Origin of the sequence: Streptomyces sp. Z423-1 (genome assembly GCF_013009255.1) — a bacterium.
GTDB lineage: Bacteria > Actinomycetota > Actinomycetes > Streptomycetales > Streptomycetaceae > Streptomyces > Streptomyces gossypiisoli.
Genome location: NZ_CP053109.1, coordinates 6733585 through 6753322, shown reverse-complemented (window position 1 = coordinate 6753322; position 19738 = coordinate 6733585). Strand labels below are relative to the sequence as shown.

The 19738-nt window shown below is 68.7% G+C and carries 15 protein-coding genes and 3 pseudogenes; 8 read left to right on the top strand and 10 right to left on the bottom strand.

The window, feature by feature from the left end:
* Positions 1 to 709: 709 nt before the first annotated feature.
* The 5 genes from HJD23_RS30280 to HJD23_RS30260 form a co-directional block, all read right to left on the bottom strand.
* On the bottom strand, positions 710 to 1930 hold the full coding sequence (locus HJD23_RS30280; RefSeq protein ID WP_171110559.1) for a DUF1015 domain-containing protein: 1221 nt from the start codon (positions 1928 to 1930) through the stop codon (positions 710 to 712).
* Between the two features lie 82 nt (positions 1931 to 2012).
* The gene (locus HJD23_RS30275; protein ID WP_171110558.1) at positions 2013 to 3314 is read right to left on the bottom strand and encodes an MFS transporter; all 1302 of its coding nucleotides are present in this window, start codon (positions 3312 to 3314) and stop codon (positions 2013 to 2015) included.
* Positions 3311 to 4453: a PLP-dependent cysteine synthase family protein gene (locus HJD23_RS30270; RefSeq protein ID WP_171110557.1), complete on the bottom strand. Its 1143-nt coding sequence runs from the start codon at positions 4451 to 4453 to the stop codon at positions 3311 to 3313. The genes HJD23_RS30275 and HJD23_RS30270 overlap by 4 nt, the downstream gene beginning before the upstream one ends.
* A 141-nt stretch (positions 4454 to 4594) precedes the next feature.
* Positions 4595 to 4786 carry a hypothetical protein gene (locus HJD23_RS44230; RefSeq protein ID WP_232107731.1) on the bottom strand — a complete coding sequence of 64 codons (192 nt, stop codon included), beginning with the start codon at positions 4784 to 4786 and terminating at the stop codon, positions 4595 to 4597.
* Positions 4787 to 5800: 1014 nt separating this feature from the next.
* On the bottom strand, positions 5801 to 6766 hold the full coding sequence (locus tag HJD23_RS30260; RefSeq protein WP_171110556.1) for a hypothetical protein: 966 nt from the start codon (positions 6764 to 6766) through the stop codon (positions 5801 to 5803).
* 174 nt (positions 6767 to 6940) lie between these two features.
* Here HJD23_RS30260 and HJD23_RS30255 point away from each other — a divergent pair, with 174 nt between their 5' ends.
* The 5 genes from HJD23_RS30255 to istB all read left to right on the top strand — a co-directional run bounded on the left by HJD23_RS30255 (position 6941) and on the right by istB (position 12616).
* The gene (locus tag HJD23_RS30255; RefSeq protein ID WP_171110555.1) at positions 6941 to 7216 is read left to right on the top strand and encodes a heavy-metal-associated domain-containing protein; all 276 of its coding nucleotides are present in this window, start codon (positions 6941 to 6943) and stop codon (positions 7214 to 7216) included.
* Between the two features lie 80 nt (positions 7217 to 7296).
* Entirely contained in the window at positions 7297 to 9558 is a 2262-nt protein-coding gene (locus tag HJD23_RS30250) for a heavy metal translocating P-type ATPase (RefSeq protein WP_171110554.1), read from the top strand.
* Positions 9559 to 9585: 27 nt separating this feature from the next.
* Positions 9586 to 9867, top strand: a complete 282-nt coding sequence (locus HJD23_RS30245) for a metal-sensitive transcriptional regulator (protein ID WP_171110553.1) — start codon at positions 9586 to 9588, stop codon at positions 9865 to 9867.
* 332 nt (positions 9868 to 10199) lie between these two features.
* On the top strand, positions 10200 to 11834 hold the full coding sequence (gene istA / locus HJD23_RS30240; RefSeq protein ID WP_171111782.1) for an IS21 family transposase: 1635 nt from the start codon (positions 10200 to 10202) through the stop codon (positions 11832 to 11834).
* Positions 11831 to 12616, top strand: coding sequence for an IS21-like element helper ATPase IstB (gene istB, locus HJD23_RS30235; protein WP_171134091.1), 786 nt, complete (start codon positions 11831 to 11833; stop codon positions 12614 to 12616). The genes istA and istB overlap by 4 nt, the downstream gene beginning before the upstream one ends.
* 83 nt (positions 12617 to 12699) lie before the next feature.
* Here the strand turns inward: istB and HJD23_RS30230 are convergent, their stop codons facing one another.
* Together HJD23_RS30230 and HJD23_RS30225 are read right to left on the bottom strand one after the other, a co-directional pair.
* The gene (locus HJD23_RS30230; protein ID WP_171134090.1) at positions 12700 to 13347 is read right to left on the bottom strand and encodes a dihydrofolate reductase family protein; all 648 of its coding nucleotides are present in this window, start codon (positions 13345 to 13347) and stop codon (positions 12700 to 12702) included.
* Positions 13348 to 13477: 130 nt separating this feature from the next.
* Complete coding sequence (locus HJD23_RS30225; RefSeq protein ID WP_171114384.1) at positions 13478 to 13726, bottom strand: hypothetical protein; 249 nt, start codon at positions 13724 to 13726, stop codon at positions 13478 to 13480.
* A 9-nt stretch (positions 13727 to 13735) separates the two neighbouring features.
* Between HJD23_RS30225 and HJD23_RS30220 the strand changes: the two genes are divergently transcribed.
* A complete protein-coding gene (locus tag HJD23_RS30220; RefSeq protein WP_171114385.1) occupies positions 13736 to 14308 on the top strand; it encodes a PIN domain-containing protein in 573 nt (190 codons plus the stop codon).
* Between the two features lie 153 nt (positions 14309 to 14461).
* On the opposite strand, the gene HJD23_RS30215 is transcribed toward HJD23_RS30220, so the two are convergent.
* Positions 14462 to 15904 (bottom strand): MFS transporter, encoded by a 1443-nt coding sequence (locus HJD23_RS30215; protein ID WP_171114386.1) that lies wholly within the window; start codon positions 15902 to 15904, stop codon positions 14462 to 14464.
* A gap of 220 nt (positions 15905 to 16124) precedes the next feature.
* A pseudogene (locus HJD23_RS30210) lies at positions 16125 to 16606 on the bottom strand (transposase); the annotation flags it as partial.
* A gap of 47 nt (positions 16607 to 16653) precedes the next feature.
* Here HJD23_RS30210 and HJD23_RS30205 point away from each other — a divergent pair.
* Together HJD23_RS30205 and HJD23_RS44225 are read left to right on the top strand one after the other, a co-directional pair.
* Positions 16654 to 18141, top strand: a pseudogene (locus HJD23_RS30205) (ISAzo13 family transposase); the annotation flags it as partial.
* Positions 18142 to 18410: 269 nt separating this feature from the next.
* Positions 18411 to 18737, top strand: coding sequence for an HTH domain-containing protein (locus HJD23_RS44225; RefSeq protein WP_240980858.1), 327 nt, complete (start codon positions 18411 to 18413; stop codon positions 18735 to 18737).
* Between the two features lie 15 nt (positions 18738 to 18752).
* On the opposite strand, the pseudogene HJD23_RS30200 reads toward HJD23_RS44225, so the two are convergent.
* Positions 18753 to 19519, bottom strand: a pseudogene (locus HJD23_RS30200) (IS256 family transposase); the annotation flags it as partial.
* Positions 19520 to 19738 lie beyond the last annotated feature (219 nt).

Sequence of the window (19738 nt, the reverse complement as noted above, 5' to 3'; positions counted from 1 at the left end):
GTGGGGAAACCCTTGGCCATCAGTGGGGCGGTAAGTGGCCGCCTATGGGGAGCTTGTCATGGCCGCCGTCAGCCGAGCCGGCAGAGGATGGTCATACGTCCCATAGCCACTGACCCCGGTCCGGCACCTCGTAGCCGTTCTCGCGAGCCCACGCGGACCACGCTGGGCTCGTAGTCCCGCTCACGGCGCTTGCGCGTGCCGTCGGCGGCTCGGGATGCGGCGCGCTCTTGCGAGCGCGCCGCTCGACGAGGCGTTCCTCCAGCCGGTTCTCCTCGCTGGTGCTTCCCCAGCTCGCCGCGGCGGGTGCGGGCCTTGACCGAGTACGTGGCCTGGTCGGCTGCCTTGCGACCGCCGGGGGCGGCTTCTTCCGTGGCGCGGGCCACGCGGAGACCAAGGCTTCCCGGACAGTGCGCCGATGCCCTACTTGCGCGCGAGAGCGCGTACCGACAACCCCTCCATGCGGGAGTCCCGACAGATCGCCGCCCTCAACCCTGGTCTTCGGCGCCATCACCACAAGCACACAGGTGGGGCCAGCTCAATCCGCCCAAGCCACGCCGCTGCCCGACGCGGGTGGTCGGCAACGAAAGGCGCCGCGCACCGCTCGCTCTCGCAGCGTGACCAACCTCGATCGGTGATCGACCACTAACTGGCACTTCGGCGAGATGACGCGCACCTCGAACCTCCGGTCCGGCGAACGCCGGCGCAGCACTTACGACAGCCCGAGGACGCGCATGGCCAGACCGGCTGCCGGCTTGGGCCCGAACGATGTGGACTTGCGGGGCAACCGCACTCCGGCACCGGCCAGTTCCCACACCGTGTCCTCGCTGATCGCGGGCAGCAGAAGCGCGCTGCCACTGTCGGGTCCGGCCACGGCCGCAGTGGCCTGGCGGATGTCGTGGACATACGTCACGGCACCTGGCAGGTCGGGTACGGACCAGGTGTGGCGGAGCAGCAGGTGGTCGCTGACGGCAGCGGGGAGTTGCGCCCACCGACTCGGATGACCGGCCAGGGCTTCGTGCAGGGCCAGAGGGTCGGGATCGGTGATGGCCCACGCCTGCTCCGCACCAGTGAGTACCAGTTCACCGGGCTCGGGCGGACGCGGCCCTGTGGGAAGGGGCAGAACCCGGGCCACCTCGGACGCAGCCTTCGCCGCCTTCTCCGGTTCCAGTCCGGCCATCACACGGTGGATCGCGGAGAGCTGGAGGGGATACGTCGCGGTGTCGACGAGCAGGGTGAGGCTGCTGTCCCAGGGGCTGCCCGCGTCGCCGCTCAAGTGGAGACAGGCAGCGTGGCGGTGGTGGCCGTCGGCTATGAGGGCCTTACCGGTCGACAGGCCACTGGTCAGGAGCGAGACTTCCGTGGCGTCATCACAAGCCCACAGCCTGTGGGTGAGCTCTCCGACGCGGGCCACGGCGACCGGTGCGCGACGCGTCACGTGCTCCGCGACCTGCGCAGCCGTCGACTCCGCGCCTCGGCAGGCCAGCAACAGCGGCTCCAACTGGGCACGCAACCCCGCCATATGGGCAGCACGCTGCCGAACCCCGTGGGCGGACACGTCTTCGTGCGGCAGCAGCCGCCCTCCATGGCGTGGCAGCACCAGATCACCGATCAGGCCACGTTGCAGGATCCGGGCGCCCCGCTGCTGTTGGTAGACGTACAGGGCGGGCCGCTCGTCCCGGCGGAGCACGCCGCGTCGCAGCCAGCGCCCCAGTTCGCGGGCGGCGGCCTGCGGCGCGTCCGCGTACAGGATACGGGCCACGTGGTGCGGTTGACGACGGAGTTCGCGGGCGCGGGTGGCGCCGAGGTCGTCATAAGGCGGAGCGAGGAGGTCGGTCAGATCGCCGACGCGGTCCGTGTCATAGCGCACCGCCCGGAAGGGCCGGAGCTGCAACGGGGTCGGCTTCGCGATGGGCTCGGCAAGGGTGGGCATCAAGAACTCCAGGAAGAGGGCACGGCCCAGCAGGGGCGGGGCACCGTGTGGTGCCCCGCCCCTGGGCCAGCGGGCCGGTGGGTCAGACGGTCGCGGGCAGCGGCTCGGCGGCGGGCGGCGCCGCCAGTCGGCCAGTGCGGTGCAGGCCGTACAGGGCGGCCGCACACGCCAGGCCCAGCGCGAACAGCGTGATCCACGGGAGCGCGGGCATCCCGGCCGCGCGGGCGGCGTCGAGCGCGGCGCCCGTGCCCAGGTTCCCGACGGTGATACCGATACCGCAGATCGTGTTGTACAGCCCGTAGTGAGTGGCGACGAGACGGTCACGGGAAAGGCGGACGATGGTGTCCATCTCGAACGGGTAGGCGATCATCGTGCCGACGGCCAGCAGCAGCGCAGCAAGCGTCGGCGGAACCGCCGCGAGCAGCCACAGCCCGATCCCGGACTCCGGTACGGGCACGGCGGTGGCCAGCAGCAGGGGCACGAAGGCCAGGCCCATCGCCGCCAACCCACGCACGAGCGCCTGCCCGGGCTCGTACCGCGCCTTGCACCACGCCGTCACCCGCGTCTGACCGAGGATCGTGGTCAGGCCCGAGACGGCGAAGAGCATGGCCACCGCCGCCGTGCCGAACTCCCCGTCGCCGCCGAGCCGGCGCACCTCCAGCGGCAGCGCCAGGTAGACCTGGAAAGAGAGGACGTACGAACCGATCATGGCGACGGAGAAGAGCAGGAACGGCCTGTTGGCGAGGATGCCGCGCCACTGGGCGAGCACGCCCTGACCGCCGTCGCCGGCCGGCCGCTTGGCATCCTCGGGCCGCCGGGCGGGCAGCGCGCGGATCTGTACGACGCTCAGCAGCGCGAAGATCGCGGCGGACACCAGGCAGGTGACACGGAAGTCCACCCCCGTCAGCACCATGCCCGCCAGCGGGCCCAGCAGGATGCCCGCCTGGTAGAACACGTTGAACAACGCGAACGCCTCGACCCTGCGCTCGCCCGCGTCGGCCGCGAGGTACGCCCGCACGGCCGGGTTGAACAGCGCACCGGCCAGCCCGGTGGCCGCGGAGGCCGCGAGCAGAGCGGGCAGGGAATCGACCAGTCCGAGCGTCGCGAAGCCGAGGGTGCGCAGTACGCACCCGGCGACGATCATCGGCTTGTAGCCCAGCCGGTCGGCGAGCGTGCCGCCGACCAGGAACATGCCCTGCTGGCTGAAGTTCCGTACGCCGAGCACGAGTCCCACGATCCAGCCGGCCAGGCCGAGCGTGCTGGACAGGTGGGCGGCCAGATAGGGCATCAGCATGTAGAAGCCGAAGTTGATGGTGAACTGGTTCACCATCAACAGCTGGACGCTGCGTTCGTACGACCGAACCTGGGTGAGCAACCCCTTCACCGGCCCTCCTCCGCGGAGTCGGACCCGACGGCGGGAACGTTCTCGGCGACGTCCTGCTCCCTGCCTTGCAGGGTGAGGGGATCGACCACGGTGGTGCACCGGGTCCAGCGGGTGACCTCCTTCTCGTCCAGACGGCCGATCAGCTCCGGTTCGGGCGCCGGAGGCGAGTCCAGCAGGCCGTGGGCGGCGCAGTAGTCGTCGTCGTAGACCGTCCCCAGGTAACGCTGCGGGCCGTCGGGGAAGATCGCGACGATCCGTGCGTCCGCGGGCATCGTCCGGGCCATCCAGCCGGCCACCAGCGCGACCGCGCCGACACTCCATCCGCCGGTGGCGTAGTGGGAGGCGGCCAGTTGGCGGCATGTCCACACGGCCTCGTGCGGGGCGACCCAGTGCACCTCGGAGAACTGCTCGTAGGCGACGTTGCGGGGATAGATGCTGGAACCGAGTCCGCGCATCAGCCGGGGCCGGGCGGGCTGGCCGAAGATCGTCGAACCGGTCGTGTCCACGCCGACGACGGTCAGCTCCGGGTAGAGCTGCCGTAGCACCCGGGAGACGCCGGCCGAGTGGCCGCCGGTGCCGACGCTGCACACCAGCACGTCGATGTGGCCCATTTCGGAGGCGAGTTCGAGGGCCAGCGGGGTGTAGGCGGCGACGTTGTCGGGGTTGTTGTACTGGTCCGGGCACCACGAGCCGGGGTGCTGCTCCAGCAGGCGCTGGACGCGGTCGCGGCGGGCCTGCTGCCAGCCGCCCGTGGGATGCGTCTCGGAGACGACGTTGACCTGGGCGCCGTACGCGGTCAGCAGCCGGGTCATGGACAACTCCAGCCCCGGATCGGTGACCAGGGTGACCGGGTGGCCGTACACCATCCCGGCCAGCGCCAGCCCCAGGCCCAGCGTCCCGCTGGTGGACTCGATGATCCGTCCGCCGGGCCGCAGGTCGCCACGGGCCCGGGCCCGCTCCACCATGTGCAGCCCCGGACGGTCCTTGATACCGCCCGGGTTGAACCCCTCCAGCTTCGCCCAGAACCCACGCCCGGCCGGGGCCAGCGGCTCCGACACGCGGAGCAGCGGGGTGTTGCCCACCAGCCCGGACAGGGCGGACTGGCCCGAACCGGTCGCGGTCTTGGTCAATGAAGGCATGTCTGTGTTGTCACTCTCGCTCGATGAATGCACGGGTGCGGGTTCATCTCGCGCCCCATGGCGACAGAGCGGACCGTGGGTCCGCGCTCGGGCCATGAGTGCGCGGCAGCCGACGAGGTCGGTCGGCTGCGAGCGAGTGGTCTAGATCCGCCACCGCGACGTGACGACGAGCGCCACGCGGCCGGTGCGTGCCCTGCGACGTCTGCGGGATTCATGCCGTACGACAGGTCGTCTCCCCACCGCCACGGACATGGCGACGAGTACGACGACAGCCAGCGCGGCGAGAGGAAGATCCTCGATCGACTGGGCCGCCGTACGGATGACGACGTCCATCGCGCAGTCCTCGGCCCCGTGGGGAGCATGGGGCCCGTGAGGCTCTCCGCCCGCAGCCATCGCCGATGAAACGGTGGGGACGGGCACCGACCCGTGCGTCTCCTCGGGCACTCCGTGGATGACAGCGCACAGAATGAGCGCGATCACGAGGGTGCCGCGGATCGCCGAGAGGAGTCGGCGCCACCGGGGCGAGCCGCACGAGGCCCAGGGAGCGTGCGCGGGCGTACGGGAATGTGTCGGCACAGGTCCTCCGCGCTGCTGCCGCTCTCCGACGAGGACGGAGGGAGGCGCAGACATGGGTGGGGGCAGGACAGCTTCGACGAACGTGACCGGCCCATCATGGGCACGGAATCGGGAGCTCGTCGCGCGTGATCAGCCGAACCGGTGACAACCGGCAGGCCGGTTGGAGGACTCTCTACTCCTAGACCTGCTGCACCACGGAGGCTGCTCTCAGAGCCGCGGGTGACGCCCCGCCCATGGGCCCACCAGATGCAGGCACACGCACGACCGACGCATCTTGGGCACTGTTTGATTCGCGAACCGACGCTGCAAAGCAGGGCGCGGCCAGGGCAGGCCCCTGCTGAGGCTGCCCGGATACACACTGCTCGCCAGGATGCGACGACCCATGATCACCATGATGATCGGCCGCTTCCACCGTGAACTCGGTTACAGACTCGACACCTGGATGGCGAATGTCATCGGCCGGCAGTGCCGCAGAGGTTGATGCGCTGGTGGAGAGGTGTCCGTTGGCACTCTTCACGTATGCGCCGTGCGACACGAGGACGCCGAACAGGAGCACGGCCAGGGCCAGCACGCGCAGCAACGGACCCGCACCGGAACGGGTCCTGTCCATGCGCCAGGGCGACCAAGCCGTAACCATGCCGTGATCCTAGCGGCTCTTCGGCAGTGATCGACCACCAGTCCTAAAACATCGGGTTAACTCGTCAGGCGAATGGCTGGTTTGCTGCGGCGAGTATGCAGACGGCACCGGCACCGGCGCCGCAGCATCGCGCCTCAGTGTGCGTGCCCGGCCTCGTCCTCAGCGGGCTCGGCCTGTGAGGGCTTCTCGGGCTCATCCACCGCGCCGCGCGCATGCACCGTGAAGGCTGCCGTGCGCACCGTGCCCTCGTGCTGGAAGTCCAGGAACAGGCGGTACGTGCCGGCGCTGGGTGCCGTAGCCGTGAAGGAGACCTCGGGGCCGGGCTGGGTCTTGCCGTCGCCGGGCTCGCCGTTGGGGTGGACGTGCAGATAGGCGAGGTCGCCGGAGCGCAGGGCGACCAGGTGGCCGTAGGCGCCCAGGTAGGGCTGGAGGTCCCGGACCGGCTTGCCGTCCCGTTTCACCGTCAGCGTCACTTCACTGGCCTTGCCGGGGGTCAGGTCGCCGTCGAGCTTCACCTCGTAGCCATCGACCCTGGCGGTGGAGTTACGCTCAGGCAGTTCAGCGGGCTCGTACGTTCCGGAGGCCGCGAGGTCCGCGCCGAGGGTGAGCGCCTCGCCGCCCCTGGGCTGGAAGTCGGCGAAGACGCGGTAGCTGCCGGCCTTGGGCAGGTCCACCGGGGTGGACCAGGTGCCGTCCGCGGCGCGGGCGGGGTGCAGATGGCGATAGACGCTCATATCTCGCGAGGCGAGGATGAGGTGCAGCTCCTTGCCGTGTTCGCGCTGGTAGGCGGTGACCTTGCGGCCGGTGCTGTCCTGCACGACGGCGAAGCGCAGCTCGGCCTTCCTGCCGGCCTCGACGCGCGGGGTCTTCAGGTCGATTGTGTAGCCGCCTTGTGAGATCTCAAGGCCTCCCGGCGCTGCCGCCTCATGACCGCCACTGGTCTCCTCGTGCCCTGCGGCCACGTGACCGCCGGGCCCGCCGTGAGCACCACCCTTCGGTTCGGGCGAGATCGCGTCGACCGTGCCGCCGACACCGTAGGCGGTGCCGAAGGTCGCGGCGAGCGCGGCGGCGAAGACGGTGATCCGCAGTCCGGTGTTCATGACCCACTCCTCATCTCCGGGCCGCTCATCGGTACGGCCGATGCAGTTCAACATACCCCTAGGGGGTATAAAGCAAGCGACGATCAGCCCTTGCGAGGAATACGGGTGGGGGGTATACATGTAGCCGTTACCAGGTACCCCCCAGGGGTATAAGCGCTAGCTAGGGAGAATCCCATGTCGAACAACTGCTGCACCTCCGACGGAAGCTGCCACACCAGCACGGAGATCAAGACCACCTACAAGGTCGACGGCGTCGGCAGCGCCCACTGCCAGGGCATCGTCGCCAAGGCGGTGGGCGGTCTGGACGAGATCACCGCGGTCGACGTCGAGATCGGCACCGGCCTGGTCACCGTGACCACCGCCACCGCGCCCGACGAGGCGCTCGACGCGCTGATCGCCAAGACCGTCGACGAGGCCGGCTACGACTTCGCCAGCCGCGTGCCCGCCTGACCCACCAGCATCGGCGGGGCCGCCCTGCCCGACCGGCCCCGCCCCTCCCCCATCGAGTCCGTGAGCTGCGAGGAGCAGACATGACCACCACCACGCCCGGCGCCACCGAGGTCGAACTCGCCATCGGCGGCATGACCTGCGCCTCGTGCGCCGCCCGGATCGAGAAGAAGCTCAACCGCATGGATGGCGTCGAGGCCACCGTCAACTACGCCACCGAGAAGGCCAAGGTCACCTACCGCGAGGACATAGCCGTGGCGGACCTGATCGCGACGGTCGAGGCCACCGGCTACAGCGCCCGCGAGCCCGAGCCCGTACGCACCGAGCCGGAAGCCGGCAGCGGCCCCACGCAGGACGAGGGCGACGAACTGCGACCGCTGCGTCAGCGGTTGACCGCAGCCGTCGTCCTGGCCGTCCCTGTGATCGCGATGGCCATGGTCCCGGCGTTGCAGTTCGAGTACTGGCAGTGGCTGTCGCTGACGCTGGCGGCGCCCGTGGTGACGTACGCCGCCTGGCCCTTCCACAAGGCCGCCTGGACCAACGCCAAGCACGGTGCCGCCACCATGGACACGCTGATCTCGGTCGGCACCTCGGCGGCGTTCCTGTGGTCCCTGTGGGCGCTGTTCTTCGGCACGGCCGGAACGCCTGGCATGACGCACCCCTTCGAGCTCACCATCGCCCGCACCGACGGCGCCGGGAACATCTACCTGGAGGCCGCGGCCGGTGTCACGGCGTTCATCCTGGCCGGGCGGTACTTCGAGGCCCGCTCCAAGCGGAAGGCGGGCGCGGCGCTCAAGGCCCTGCTGGAACTGGGCGCCAAGGAAGTCACCGTCCTGCGCGACGGTGAAGAGCTCATTCCCGTCGGTGAACTCAAGGTCGGCGACCGGTTCCTCGTACGTCCCGGCGAGAAGATCGCCACCGACGGTGTGGTCGTCGAGGGCTCGTCAGCCGTGGACGCCTCGATGCTCACCGGCGAGTCGGTGCCGGTCGAGGTCGGCACCGGGGACGCCGTCACCGGGGCCACGCTGAACGCCGGAGGCCGCCTGGTCGTCGAGGCCACCCGGATCGGCGCCGACACCCAGCTCGCCCGCATGGCCAAGCTGGTGGAGGACGCGCAGAACGGCAAGGCCGCCGCCCAGCGGCTCGCCGACAAGATCTCCGCCGTCTTCGTCCCGGTCGTAATCGCCCTCGCACTCGGCACCCTGGGCTTCTGGCTCGGCAACGGCGCCGGACTGACCGCCGCCTTCACCGCAGCCGTCGCCGTCCTGATCATCGCCTGCCCGTGCGCCCTGGGCCTGGCGACCCCGACCGCGCTGATGGTCGGCACCGGGCGCGGCGCCCAGCTCGGCATCCTCATCAAGGGTCCGGAAGTCCTGGAGACGACGCGCAAGGTCGACACCATCGTCCTTGACAAGACCGGCACCGTGACCACCGGCAAGATGACCCTGCTCGCCGTACACGCCACCGACGGCACCGACGAGGACGAGGTCCTGCGCCTCGCGGGCGCCCTGGAGCACTCCTCCGAGCACCCGATCGCCCAGGCCGTCGCCTCCGGCGCCGCCGCCCGGGTCGGCACACTGCCCACCCCGGAGGACTTCGCCAACATCGCCGGCCTCGGCGTCCAGGGCATCGTCGAGGGCCACGCCGTCCTCGTCGGCCGCGAGAAGCTGCTCGCCGAGTGGGTCATCTCCCTGCCGGAGGAGCTTCAGCGCGCCAAGACCGAGGCGGAAGCGTCCGGACGTACCGCCATCGCGGTCGCCTGGGACGGCGAGGCCCGCGCGGTCCTGGAGGTCGCCGACGCCATCAAGGAGACCAGCCCGGAGGCGATCAAGCGCCTGCGCGCCCTCGGTCTGACCCCGATCCTGCTGACCGGTGACAATAAGGCGGTCGCCGAATCGGTCGCCGCGGAGGTGGGCATCGCTCCGGAGCACGTGATCGCGGAGGTCATGCCGCAGGACAAGGTCGACGCCGTCAAGCGCCTGCAGAGCGAGGGCCGTTCGGTCGCGATGGTCGGCGACGGTGTCAACGACGCCGCCGCACTGGCCCAGGCCGACCTGGGGCTGGCGATGGGTACGGGTACGGACGCCGCGATCGAGGCGGGAGACCTGACGCTGGTGAGGGGTGACCTGAGGGTCGCGGCGGACGCCATCCGCCTGTCCCGCAAGACGCTGGGCACCATCCGGTCCAACCTATTCTGGGCCTTCGCCTACAACGTCGCCGCCCTGCCGCTGGCCGCCGCCGGCCTGCTCAACCCGATGATCGCCGGAGCGGCCATGGCCTTCTCCTCGGTCTTCGTGGTCGGCAACAGCCTGCGGCTGCGCGGCTTCCAGCCCGCCGACCGCTGAACCGCCGACGAGGAAGGGGAGACCACCGTGCCCGGACACCACGCCCAACGGGACGACATAGTCCGACGGCTGCGCCGGATCGAGGGCCAGGTGCGAGGACTGCAGCGCATGGTCGAAGAGGACGCCTACTGCATCAACGTCCTCACCCAGGTCGCCGCCACCAATGCCGCGCTCCAGTCCTGCGCACTGGTCCTGCTGGAGGAGCACCTCAACGGCTGCGTCACAGAGGCGATCGTGAAGGGCGGCGAACAAGCCCAGGCGAAGGTCATCGAGGCATCCCAGGCGATCGCCCGGCTCGTACGGGCCTGACCACCGAGCTTCCGGGCCCGAGCGGATCATTCCGCTCGGGCCCGGTTTGCTGTTCAGCGCCCTTATGGGGGTTCTATGGGGTTCGATCACCCGCCGGCCTGGGCCCGATATTGGCCGAATCCACGTGCGGGTAACGACCACTAGGTGGGACAGTACGGGGATGCTCGTAAGCCCACTGTGGCTTTATTCACGAGTCGTGACGGCGGTTGTACACGGGTTTGGGAGGCGCCCGGATCCACGGTCGGGTGATGTTCACGAGTTTTGAAGGCAGTGGGGGGCTTGCCAGGCCAGCATCGGGGTGTTCCCGGTGAAAGGCCCTGGTCATGCCGCAGATGTCGAAGGTCGAGCTGTACGCGGCGATCCGGCGGGACCATCGCGGTGGTATGACGATGCGGGAGCTGGAGCGCAAGTACAACGTCGCCTGGCGGACGGTGCGCAAGGCCCTGGACTCCGCTTGGCCGGAGCCGCGCAAGAAGCTCCCGCCGCGGCCGTCGGCGCTGGATCCGTACAAGGCGGTGATCGACGGGATTCTGCGGGCGGACCTGGATGCGCCGCGCAAGCAGCGGCACACAGTCACGCGGATCTTCCACCGGCTGATCGAGGAGCACGGCGCCGACGTCTCCTACCCGATGGTCAGGCGCTATGTCGCCGACCGGAAGCCGCAGATCGCGGTGGAGGCGGGCAAGGCCCCGATCGAGGCGTTCGTCCCGCAGACCCACCCGCCGGGCATGGAGGCGGAGGTCGACTTCGGCGACGTGGCCGTGCGGCTCGCCGGCGAGCTGGTGACCTGCTACCTGTTCTCCTTCCGCTTGTCGTATTCGGGCAAGGCCGTCCACCGGGTGTTCGCCTCCTCCGGCCAGGAAGCCTTCTTCGAGGGCCACGTGCACGCACTGCGGGTGCTGGGCGGGGTCCCCCGGAGTCGGGTCCGCTACGACAACCTCAAGGCCGCCGTCGCCCAGGTGCTGGGGCTGAGCCGGGCGAGGGTGGAGACCGACCGGTGGATCGCGTTCCGCTCGCACTTCGGCATCGAGAGCTTCTACTGCCGCCCGGGGATCGACGGCGCCCACGAGAAGGGCGGGGTGGAGGGGCAGATCGGCTACTTCCGCCGCAACCACTTCACCCCGGTGCCGGAGGTCGCCTCGCTGGCGGAGTTGAACGAGATGGTCGAGCAGTGGGACCTGCACGACGGCCGGCGCCGGATCGGCTCCCGGCCGCGGACCATCGACGAGTACTTCGCGGTCGAACAGCCGCTGCTGATGCCGCTTCCGGAGGAGCCGTTCGAGACCGGGCGGGTGTTCACCCCGCGGGTCGACCGCTACAGCCAGATCGCGGTCCGCACCAACCGGTACTCGGTGCCGGTGAGGTTGATCGGCAAGCGGGTCCGCGTGGTGCTGCACGCCTCTCACCTGGTGGTTTACGACCAGAACGTGGAAGTCGCCCGGCATGAGCGGCTGATCGCCAAGGGCGGCTGCCGCCTGGAGCTGGACCACTACCTCGAAGCCCTGATCCGCAAGCCGGGAGCCTTCCCCGGAGCCACCGCCCTCGAACAGGCCCGCTCGGCAGGCAAGTTCACTCCGGTCCACGACGCCTGGTGGGCCCAGGCCCGCAAGATCCACGGCGAGCGGGACGGCACCCGGGCCCTGATCGAGGTGCTGCTGCTGGGCCGGCACATCCCGCACGAGCACCTGGTCGCCGGGCTGGCCACCGCCCTGCGGGCGGGTGCCTTGACCGCGGACGCGGTCGCGCTGGAGGCCCGCAAGGCCGCCCAGGCCGAGGACGAGCCCGTCCCTGGCCTGCCCACCACTGGCACGGGACAGCCGTCGGGGACCGTGACGTTTCTGCACGAGTGGAGGCTTGCCCACCTGCCGCCGGACACCAGGCCGCTGCCCTCGGTGACCCCCTATGACCAGTTGCTCCGACGCCGTCGCGCCAGCGGCGGCGCCCACCGAGAGGAAGAAGTCCAGTGACCCTGCCCCGCCAGCGAGGCTTGACCGAGCAGGCCATCGACACCGCCTGCCGCATGCTGCGGCTGCCGAGCATCCGCAACGAGTTCTCCGACATCGCCGACCGGGCGGTGAAGGACCAGATGACCTACCGCGGCTTCCTGGCCGAGCTGCTGATGGCCGAGTGCGACGACCGGGCACGCCGCAGGTCGGAACGGCGGATCAAGGCGGCCGGCTTCCCGCGGGAGAAGTCCCTGCGGACCTTCGACTTCGACGCCAACCCCAATATCGACCCGGCTACCATCCACACCCTTGCCTCCTGCGAGTGGATCAAGAAGGGGCAGCCGCTCTGCTTGATCGGCGACTCTGGCACCGGCAAGTCGCACATGCTGATCGCCCTGGGCACCGAGGCCGCCATGAAGGGCTACCGGGTCCGCTACACACTGGCCACGAAGCTGGTGAACGAGCTGGTCGAGGCCGCCGACGAGAAGCAGCTGAACAAGACGATCGCCCGCTACGGCCGCGTCGATCTTTTGTGCATCGACGAGCTCGGCTACATGGAACTGGACCGTCACGGTGCTGAGCTGCTGTTTCAGGTTCTGACCGAGCGCGAGGAGAAGAACAGCGTCGCCATCGCCTCCAACGAGTCATTCGGCGGGTGGACGAAGACGTTCACCGATCCCCGCCTCTGCGCGGCCATCGTCGACCGCCTGACGTTCAACGGCGCGATCATCGAGACCGGCACCGACTCCTTCCGGCTCGCCTCTACCCGGGCCCGGGTAGAGGAGCCCGCCAAGGTCGGCTGACCGCCCGAGGCACGACTCGACGGCCCGCCTCAGGGCAGCCCCGGGAGGCAAAACAGCCAGCCGGGGCCAACCCTGAGGGCCGGTCACTTTCGCCAGAACAGGTGATGCGTCACGCCACTCGGGCTGGGCACGACCTCCAGGTGGAACCGGTCGAGCAGCTCATCGGGTGACTCCCAGAGCCGTAGTCCGGACCCGAGCTTCACCGGCGAGACGGCCACATGCATGGTGTCGACGAGGTCGGCGTCGAGGAACTGCCGGATGGTGGTAACCCCGCCGCCGAGCCGGACGTCCTTGCCCTGCGCCGCCTGCCGCGCCTGCTCCAGGACCGTGGCCGGGTCGCCGTCGACGAAGTGGAACGTGGTGTCGGAGAGCGTGAACGAAGGACGCTTGTGGTGAGTCATAACGAACACTGGGGTGCGGAACGGGGGCTCGTCACCCCACCAGCCGCGCCACTCATGGTCATTCCAGGGCCCACGCTGGGGCCCGAACTTGTTGCGGCCCATGATCTCGGCACCGATGTTGCGCGTGTAGTCCCGCGTGAAGTAGTCGTCGAGGCCCCGGCTCCCCCCGGGATCGGTGCGCATGGGCCAGCTCGCCGTGGCACCGGCCCAGGCGAACAGCCTCGCCGGGTCGACGGCGTGGCCGAACGGACTCTCAAGGCTCTGGTCCTCACCGGCACCGATCCCGTCACTTGAGACGTTGAAGTTCTGGACTCTCAGCAGCTGAGCCACGTGCTCCTCCTGTGTGGTCGACAACGGTGGTGAGACTCTCCGGGCCGCGAAAACTCATCGCTGCATCTGTGACCGGTCAGAAACTGGGCCACCTGCTGTCACAGACTGCGGGCGACCCCAGGCAGTGACGTCATTTCTCGTGAACATTCAGGTCACCGTCGACAGCCAACCGGCGCCCGAACCGATGGACAATCGCTGCCGCTTGAAGTGAACGAAGCCAGGGACGACCCAACGCCTGGTCAACCAGCTGGTCAATGCTGAGCTCCGACAGCGAACTGCGGCGTTCACGAGAGTCGTTGAAACGCTTGCGCAGGAGTTGCAGCGGTGGCAGCTGCGTGGGCTGCCGGTTTTGGCTGATACCAGCTTCTACATCCAGCATCCAGATAAGTTGGAAGAAGCCGACTTTCCCGAGCTGTTGAGTGTGCAGAGCGCGTCCGTCCACCTGATGGTGCCGATAGTTGTGGTGGATGAGCTCGACCAGCTCAAGGAGAGCAAAGACAGACACGTACGGTGGCGGGCACGGTACACGCTGGCCGTGCTGGACCGGCTCTTCCAGCAGAGCACCGAGCAGGCCGTACTGCGCGCCCCCGATGCCGAGGAGCTGCGAAGAACCGGCCTCCGACGCGGTGAGGTGACCGTACAGCTCATGTTCGACCCGCCAGGGCATGTGCGCCTGCCGATCAACGACGATGAGATCGTGGACAGGGCACTTGCCATCAAGCCGCTGTCGGGGCGCGAGGTGACAGTGCTCACCTACGACACTGGCCAGGCGACCCGCGCCCGCGTCGCGGGCCTGCGCGACCTGAAGCTCAGCATGCCGTTGGACGACGAGCCGGAACAGCAGACGGCCAACAAGAAGAAGCCCCCGTCCGGTGAACGAGGGGTTCAGGTACCAGCTGGCCATCGGGATGGACAGGCGGAATCAACCGTCAACGGCTCCGCTCAATCACGACCTGCCTGAGAACGGACGGACGTGCGGCCTGAGAGCAAAGGGCCGTCCGGCACCGGTTGCCCGGTGCCGGACGGCCCTCGACGGTTCTCTTGCCCTGCTTCCTGGTGAACTGCGGCGTCGCGGCAATTGCCCCAGCTGCCCACCAGGCGCCGACACCGCATTTCAGACGCCGGCCCGCTCGCCCTGCGCCGTCGTAGTGGCGTCGACCTGCGGTGCGGCCGCGGCCTTGTCGCTCCGCATCACCAGCAGGGTGATCAACCCGCCCGCCGCGGCGATCGCGGCGGCCCAGACGAAGGCCGCGCTGAAGCCGTCCGTCAGCGCGGGCAGGTTGCCCAGCTGGCCCGCGCCTTGCGACGTGGCAACCGCGGTCAGCGCCGCGAGGCCCAGTGCCGAGCCCACCTGGTAGGTGGTGTTGACGATGCCGGACGCCAGACCCGCCTGCTCCTGCGGAGCCCCGGACATGGCGGCCATCATCGCCGGGATGTAGGCGAGCGACATGCCGAGCGCCGCGACCAGCGAGGCCGGCAGGACGTCGACCACGAAGGTGCCGGTGGGCTCGACGGCGGACAGCCACAGCAGCCCGGCGGCGAGGACCAGCAGACCACCGCCGATCATCGGCTTGGCGCCGAACTTGGCCATCAGCTTCGCCGTGATCGCCGTCATGAAGATCATCAGCAGACCAGTCATCGGCAGCAGCGCGGCGCCGGACGCGAACGCCCCGTAGCCGAGGACCTGCTGGAGGTACAGGTTGAGGAAGTACCACATGGGGATCCATGCGGCGCCGAGCAGGGTCATCGCGAGGTTGGCCGAGCCGAGCCGCGGGACGCGCCAGATGCCGAGCGGCATCAGCGGCTCGCGCACCATCTTCTGGATCACGAAGAAGAGCACGAGCAGCGCGACGGCACCGGCCAGCTGCAGCACGGTCCCGGTGGAGGTCCAGCCGACCTCCGGCGCGCGGACGATGGCGAAGACCGCGAGCGCCAGGCCGGCGGTGACCGCGGCGGCTCCCAGCACGTCGACCGAACCGCGGCGGCTGCCGACGGCGGGCAGGAGCTTGGTGGCCGCGAGGGTGGCGACGCCGATCGGGACGTAGATGATGAAGATCCACGGCCAGCTGAGCCACTCGGTGAACACTCCGCCGAGGAACACGCCGGCCGTGCCGCCCGCGGGGGCGGCGGCGCCGTAGAGCGCCATGGCCTTGCCGAGCTCCTTCGGGTCGTGCGCGAAGAGCATCATCAGCAGCGTCATGGCCGACGGTGCGATCAGCGCGCCGCCCACGCCCTGGACGGCACGGCCGACGACCTCCACCCACGCCGTCTGTGCGGCTGCGGCGACGACCGAGCCGGCGATCAGCACGACCCAGCCGGTGTTGAAGATCTTGCGGGCACCGATCAGGTCGGAGAGGCGGCCGCCGAGCAGCAGCAGTCCGCCGAAGGCGATGACGTAGGCGTTGAAGACCCACTGCAACTCACCCTGCGAGAAGCCGAGGTCCTTCTGCATCTCGGGGAGCGCCACCCCGATGATCGACGTGTCCATGATGACCATGAACTGAGCGGCGGCGAGCACGGCCAGTGCCCACCAGCGCCTGGGATTGACGGTCGACATGGTTCTACCCCTTTCCCGTATACCCCCTGGGGGTACCTGACGGCTGCACGGTAACATACCCGTGGGGGGTATGTAAGCGGGGATGGAGGCAACGTCGTCCGACCGGGCGGCTAGCCTCCCGTCGGGACGCTTTGCAGCGACACCCTGTATCGATACATCTCGGTTGCTCTGTAGCGGCGGACGCGGACAGAGGTCGTGTCCCTTGACGTGGTGTAGGCGATCAATCGTCGGTCGTGTTGGTGGTGTTGGGGAGTGCGGGGGCGCTTTCGCCGGCTTCGGTGGGGTAGATCTGGTCCATGCTGCCTTCGGGTAGGTAGCGGCGGGGGAAGGCGATCCACTCGTCGTGCATCTCGAAGAGCACGGCGGTGACCAGTCGGAGGAGAGCGTCGTCGTTGGGGAAGACCTGGACGACATCGACGCGGCGTTTGATCTCGCGGTTGATCCGCTCCAGCGGGTTCGTGGACTGAATCTTCTTCCAGTGCCGTTCCGGGAAGGCCGCGAAGGCGGTGAGGTCGTCCTTGGCGTCCAGGAGCATCTGCTTGACCTGGGAAACTGTGCGCCCAGCATGTCGGCGACCGTGTCGAGCTGGTTGCGGACGGCGTCCTGGTCGGGCTGGGCGAAGATGGTGCGGATCGTCGCGGCGACCATTTCCGCGGCGTCCTTGGGGATCACGCCGAAGACATTGCGCAGGAAATGAAGCCGTAAAGAATCAACCCGTTGCTTTCATAGGACAAGATCGTTGCTCTGGTATGAGCTTCGCCGCCGACGTTCTGGATCAGCTTGCGCTGCGGTTCCAGGTCGTCTTGCCGCATCTGAACGAGCGTCAGCGGCGTCTGATGCTGGCCCAGGAGGCTCGACTGCTCGGACACGGTGGGGTACGGGCCGTTGCGCGGGTGGCCGGGGTGAGCGAGAGCACGGTCCGTAACGGCGTGTTCGAGCTGGAGGCCGGTGGGGATCCGCTACCGGACGGCGCCGTCCGACGTCCCGGGGGCGGCCGCAAGCCCGCCGAGGAACAAGATCCTTCCCTGGTTCCTGCGTTGCTGAAGCTGGTGGAGCCGGACGAGCGGGGTGATCCGATGTCGCCGCTGCGCTGGACCACCAAGTCCCTGCGCAACCTCGCAGAGGAGCTGACCCGGCAGGGTCACCCGGTCTCCGCTCCGACCGTCGGGCGGCTTCTGAAAGTGCAGGGCTTCAGCCTGCAGGCCAGCGCCAAGACGCTGGAGGGCAAGCAGCACCCCGACCGGGACGCGCAGTTCCGCTATATCAACGAGCAGGTCAAGGAGCACCAGTCCAGCGGCCAGCCGGTGATCAGCATCGATGCCAAGAAGAAGGAGCAGCTGGGCCAGCTGCCGAACCCCGGGCGGCAATGGCGCCCTGCCGGCGATCCGGTGCAGGTGGAGGACCACAGCTTCTACTTCATCGGCCCCGACGTCGACGTGGCGATACCCTTCGGCATCTACGATCTGGCCCACGACAGCGGCTGGGTGAACGTCGGCACCGATCACGACACCTCGGTGTTCGCCGTCGAGTCGATCCGCCGCTGGTGGCGGGCCCGCGGGCGGATGGACCACCCGGATGCCGACAGACTGTTGATCACCGCGGACTGCGGAGGCTCCAACAGCTACCGCTACCGGCTATGGAAGGCCGAACTCGCCGCGTTCGCCGCCCAGATGGGTCTCACGGTGACCGTCTGCCACTTTCCGCCGGGCACCTCGAAATGGAACAAGGTCGAGCATCGGCTGTTCTCCCACATCACCATGAACTGGCGTGGCAGGCCCCTGACCAGCCACGAAGTCGTGGTCAACAGCATCGCCGCGACCCGCACCCGCACCGGCCTGCGCGTTCACGCCGAGCTGGACACCGGGACCTACCCGGTGGGAATCTCCGTCAGCCGCGAGCACCTGCGCTCACTCCCGATCACACCCCATGACCAGCACGGATCCTGGAACTACACGATCACCCCGGCTGGCGCCGCCAGCAACTGCGCGGTCAACACGAGCGATCGGGACCAGAGCAGGTTGCGGGTCCTGGCGATGCTCGCCGACCCGCGCCTGAGCGGCATGACCTCATCAGAGCTGGAGGCACTATGCGCCCGGCTGGCCCCTGCGCAAGCCGCCCAGGCCGAACAGCGCAAATTCCAGCAGCGCGGCGGCCGCCGTCTGAAGGCCCCCGGAGCACACGGCAGGCCCCTGCTCTCGAACGCCGACCGCATCCTGGTCACCGTGATCTATCTGCGCCGTGTCTGCTCCCAGAAGGTTCTGGTCGACCTGCTCGCCATCAACCCGGTCACGATCGGCCAGGTCATCGGCGAGACCCGCACACTCATAGACGCGCAGAAGATCACCGTCTCGCAGACCGCACACTACTTCTCCTCCGCCCAGGAACTACGCGACTGGGCAGAAGGTGGTGCGACCACCAGCCGAATGGATCTCTCACAGACCCTGTCCCACCCCGCACTCACCGGCATGCCCGCCCGGACTTCCAGGCGCTGATCGACCGGATCACCGTGCCCTACCAGGCCACGATCGAACAACGTCGGCATCGCAAACGCGGCGGCGGCCGGCGCCCAGGAACCCGTGGCGGCGTCTTCCGTCAAAAGATCACTGACGCTGACCGGATCCTGGCGACGGTCCTTTCCCAGCGAAACCTATGTGACCAGCAGACCCTGGCCGACTTGTTCGGTGTCAGCCGCGGCACCATCCGCAACGCCATCGAGGATGTCCGTCCCCTCCTCGAACAGGACCCGTACATCCCAACGCTCGCCGAACGACGTTTCACCACGGCCGCCGACGTACTCGCATCCGTCACAAGAGACAGCGAAACACCATGTTGAATCCTTACGGCTTCAATGAACCCGGCAGCGCTGGTAGGCCGCGCCGATCATGACCTTGCGGATCGCCTTGACCAGGCCCGAGTGGTGATCGCCCAGTACGAGTCGGACACCGCCCAGACCGCGTTCGCGCAGGTGACGCAGGAACTGGGTCCAGAACACCTCGGTCTCGCTGTCGCCGACCATCACCCCAGCACCTCGCGGCCGCCGTCCTCGGTGATGCCGGTGGCGATCACCACGGCCCGCGAGACGATCTGGTGCGCGACCCGTGCCTTGCAGTAGGTCGCATCGAGGTAGACGTAGGGGAAGCGGGTGTGGTCCAGGGGCCGGCCGCGGAACGCGGTCAGCTGGGTGTCCAGGTCCGCGCAGATCCGTGAGACCTCGCTCTTGGAGATCCCGCTGTCCGCACCCAGCGCCTTGACCAGGTCGTCGACCGAACGGGTGGACACTCCGTGCACGTACGCCTCCATGATGACGGCGAACAGAGCCTGGTCGATGCGGCGGCGACGCTCCAGCAGGCTCGGGAAGAAGCTGCCCGAGCGCAGCTTGGGTATGGCCAGGTCCAGGTCACCGGCCTGCGTAGTCAGCGTCTTGTCGCGGTGCCCGTTGCGCAGCGCGGTGCGTGTCTCGGTGTGCTCGTTCCACTCCGCACCGATCCTCGACGTCGCCTCGGCCTCGATCAGCTCCTGCAGCATCCGCTCGGCCACGAAACGGACGAGTTCGAGTCCGTCCGCCGAACGCAGTGACTCCAGCAGCCGAAGTAAGTCATGCTGGGACAGGGCCATCATGCACCTCCTGGTTGAACTGGCCGTTTACCAGGGAGAGTTGCATGGTGGCCCGCCTGCCGGGCAGGGAGCGGAATCCCTATCGACACACGCCCCGGGGCGTACGCCCCAACGTTGATCGGCTACACCACGAAGCGGGACGCCATCATTTGAGATCATTAGCCGGAGCATAATGCGCACATAGAGACATGAAAGGTGCAAACTCCAGCCACCCGTCGG

Bases quoted from the DNA above. Each gene is read 5' to 3' on its own strand.
- HJD23_RS30280 (WP_171110559.1), bottom strand. From the start codon at position 1,930: ATGCCCACCCTTGCCGAGCCCATCGCGAAGCCGACCCCGTTGCAGCTC.
- HJD23_RS30270 (WP_171110557.1), bottom strand. From the start codon at position 4,453: ATGCCTTCATTGACCAAGACCGCGACCGGTTCGGGCCAGTCCGCCCTG.
- HJD23_RS44230 (WP_232107731.1), bottom strand. From the start codon at position 4,786: ATGGACGTCGTCATCCGTACGGCGGCCCAGTCGATCGAGGATCTTCCT.
- HJD23_RS30260 (WP_171110556.1), bottom strand. From the start codon at position 6,766: ATGAACACCGGACTGCGGATCACCGTCTTCGCCGCCGCGCTCGCCGCG.
- HJD23_RS30255 (WP_171110555.1), top strand. From the start codon at position 6,941: ATGTCGAACAACTGCTGCACCTCCGACGGAAGCTGCCACACCAGCACG.
- HJD23_RS30250 (WP_171110554.1), top strand. From the start codon at position 7,297: ATGACCACCACCACGCCCGGCGCCACCGAGGTCGAACTCGCCATCGGC.
- istA (WP_171111782.1), top strand. From the start codon at position 10,200: ATGTCGAAGGTCGAGCTGTACGCGGCGATCCGGCGGGACCATCGCGGT.
- HJD23_RS30225 (WP_171114384.1), bottom strand. From the start codon at position 13,726: ATGCTGGATGTAGAAGCTGGTATCAGCCAAAACCGGCAGCCCACGCAG.
- HJD23_RS30215 (WP_171114386.1), bottom strand. From the start codon at position 15,904: ATGTCGACCGTCAATCCCAGGCGCTGGTGGGCACTGGCCGTGCTCGCC.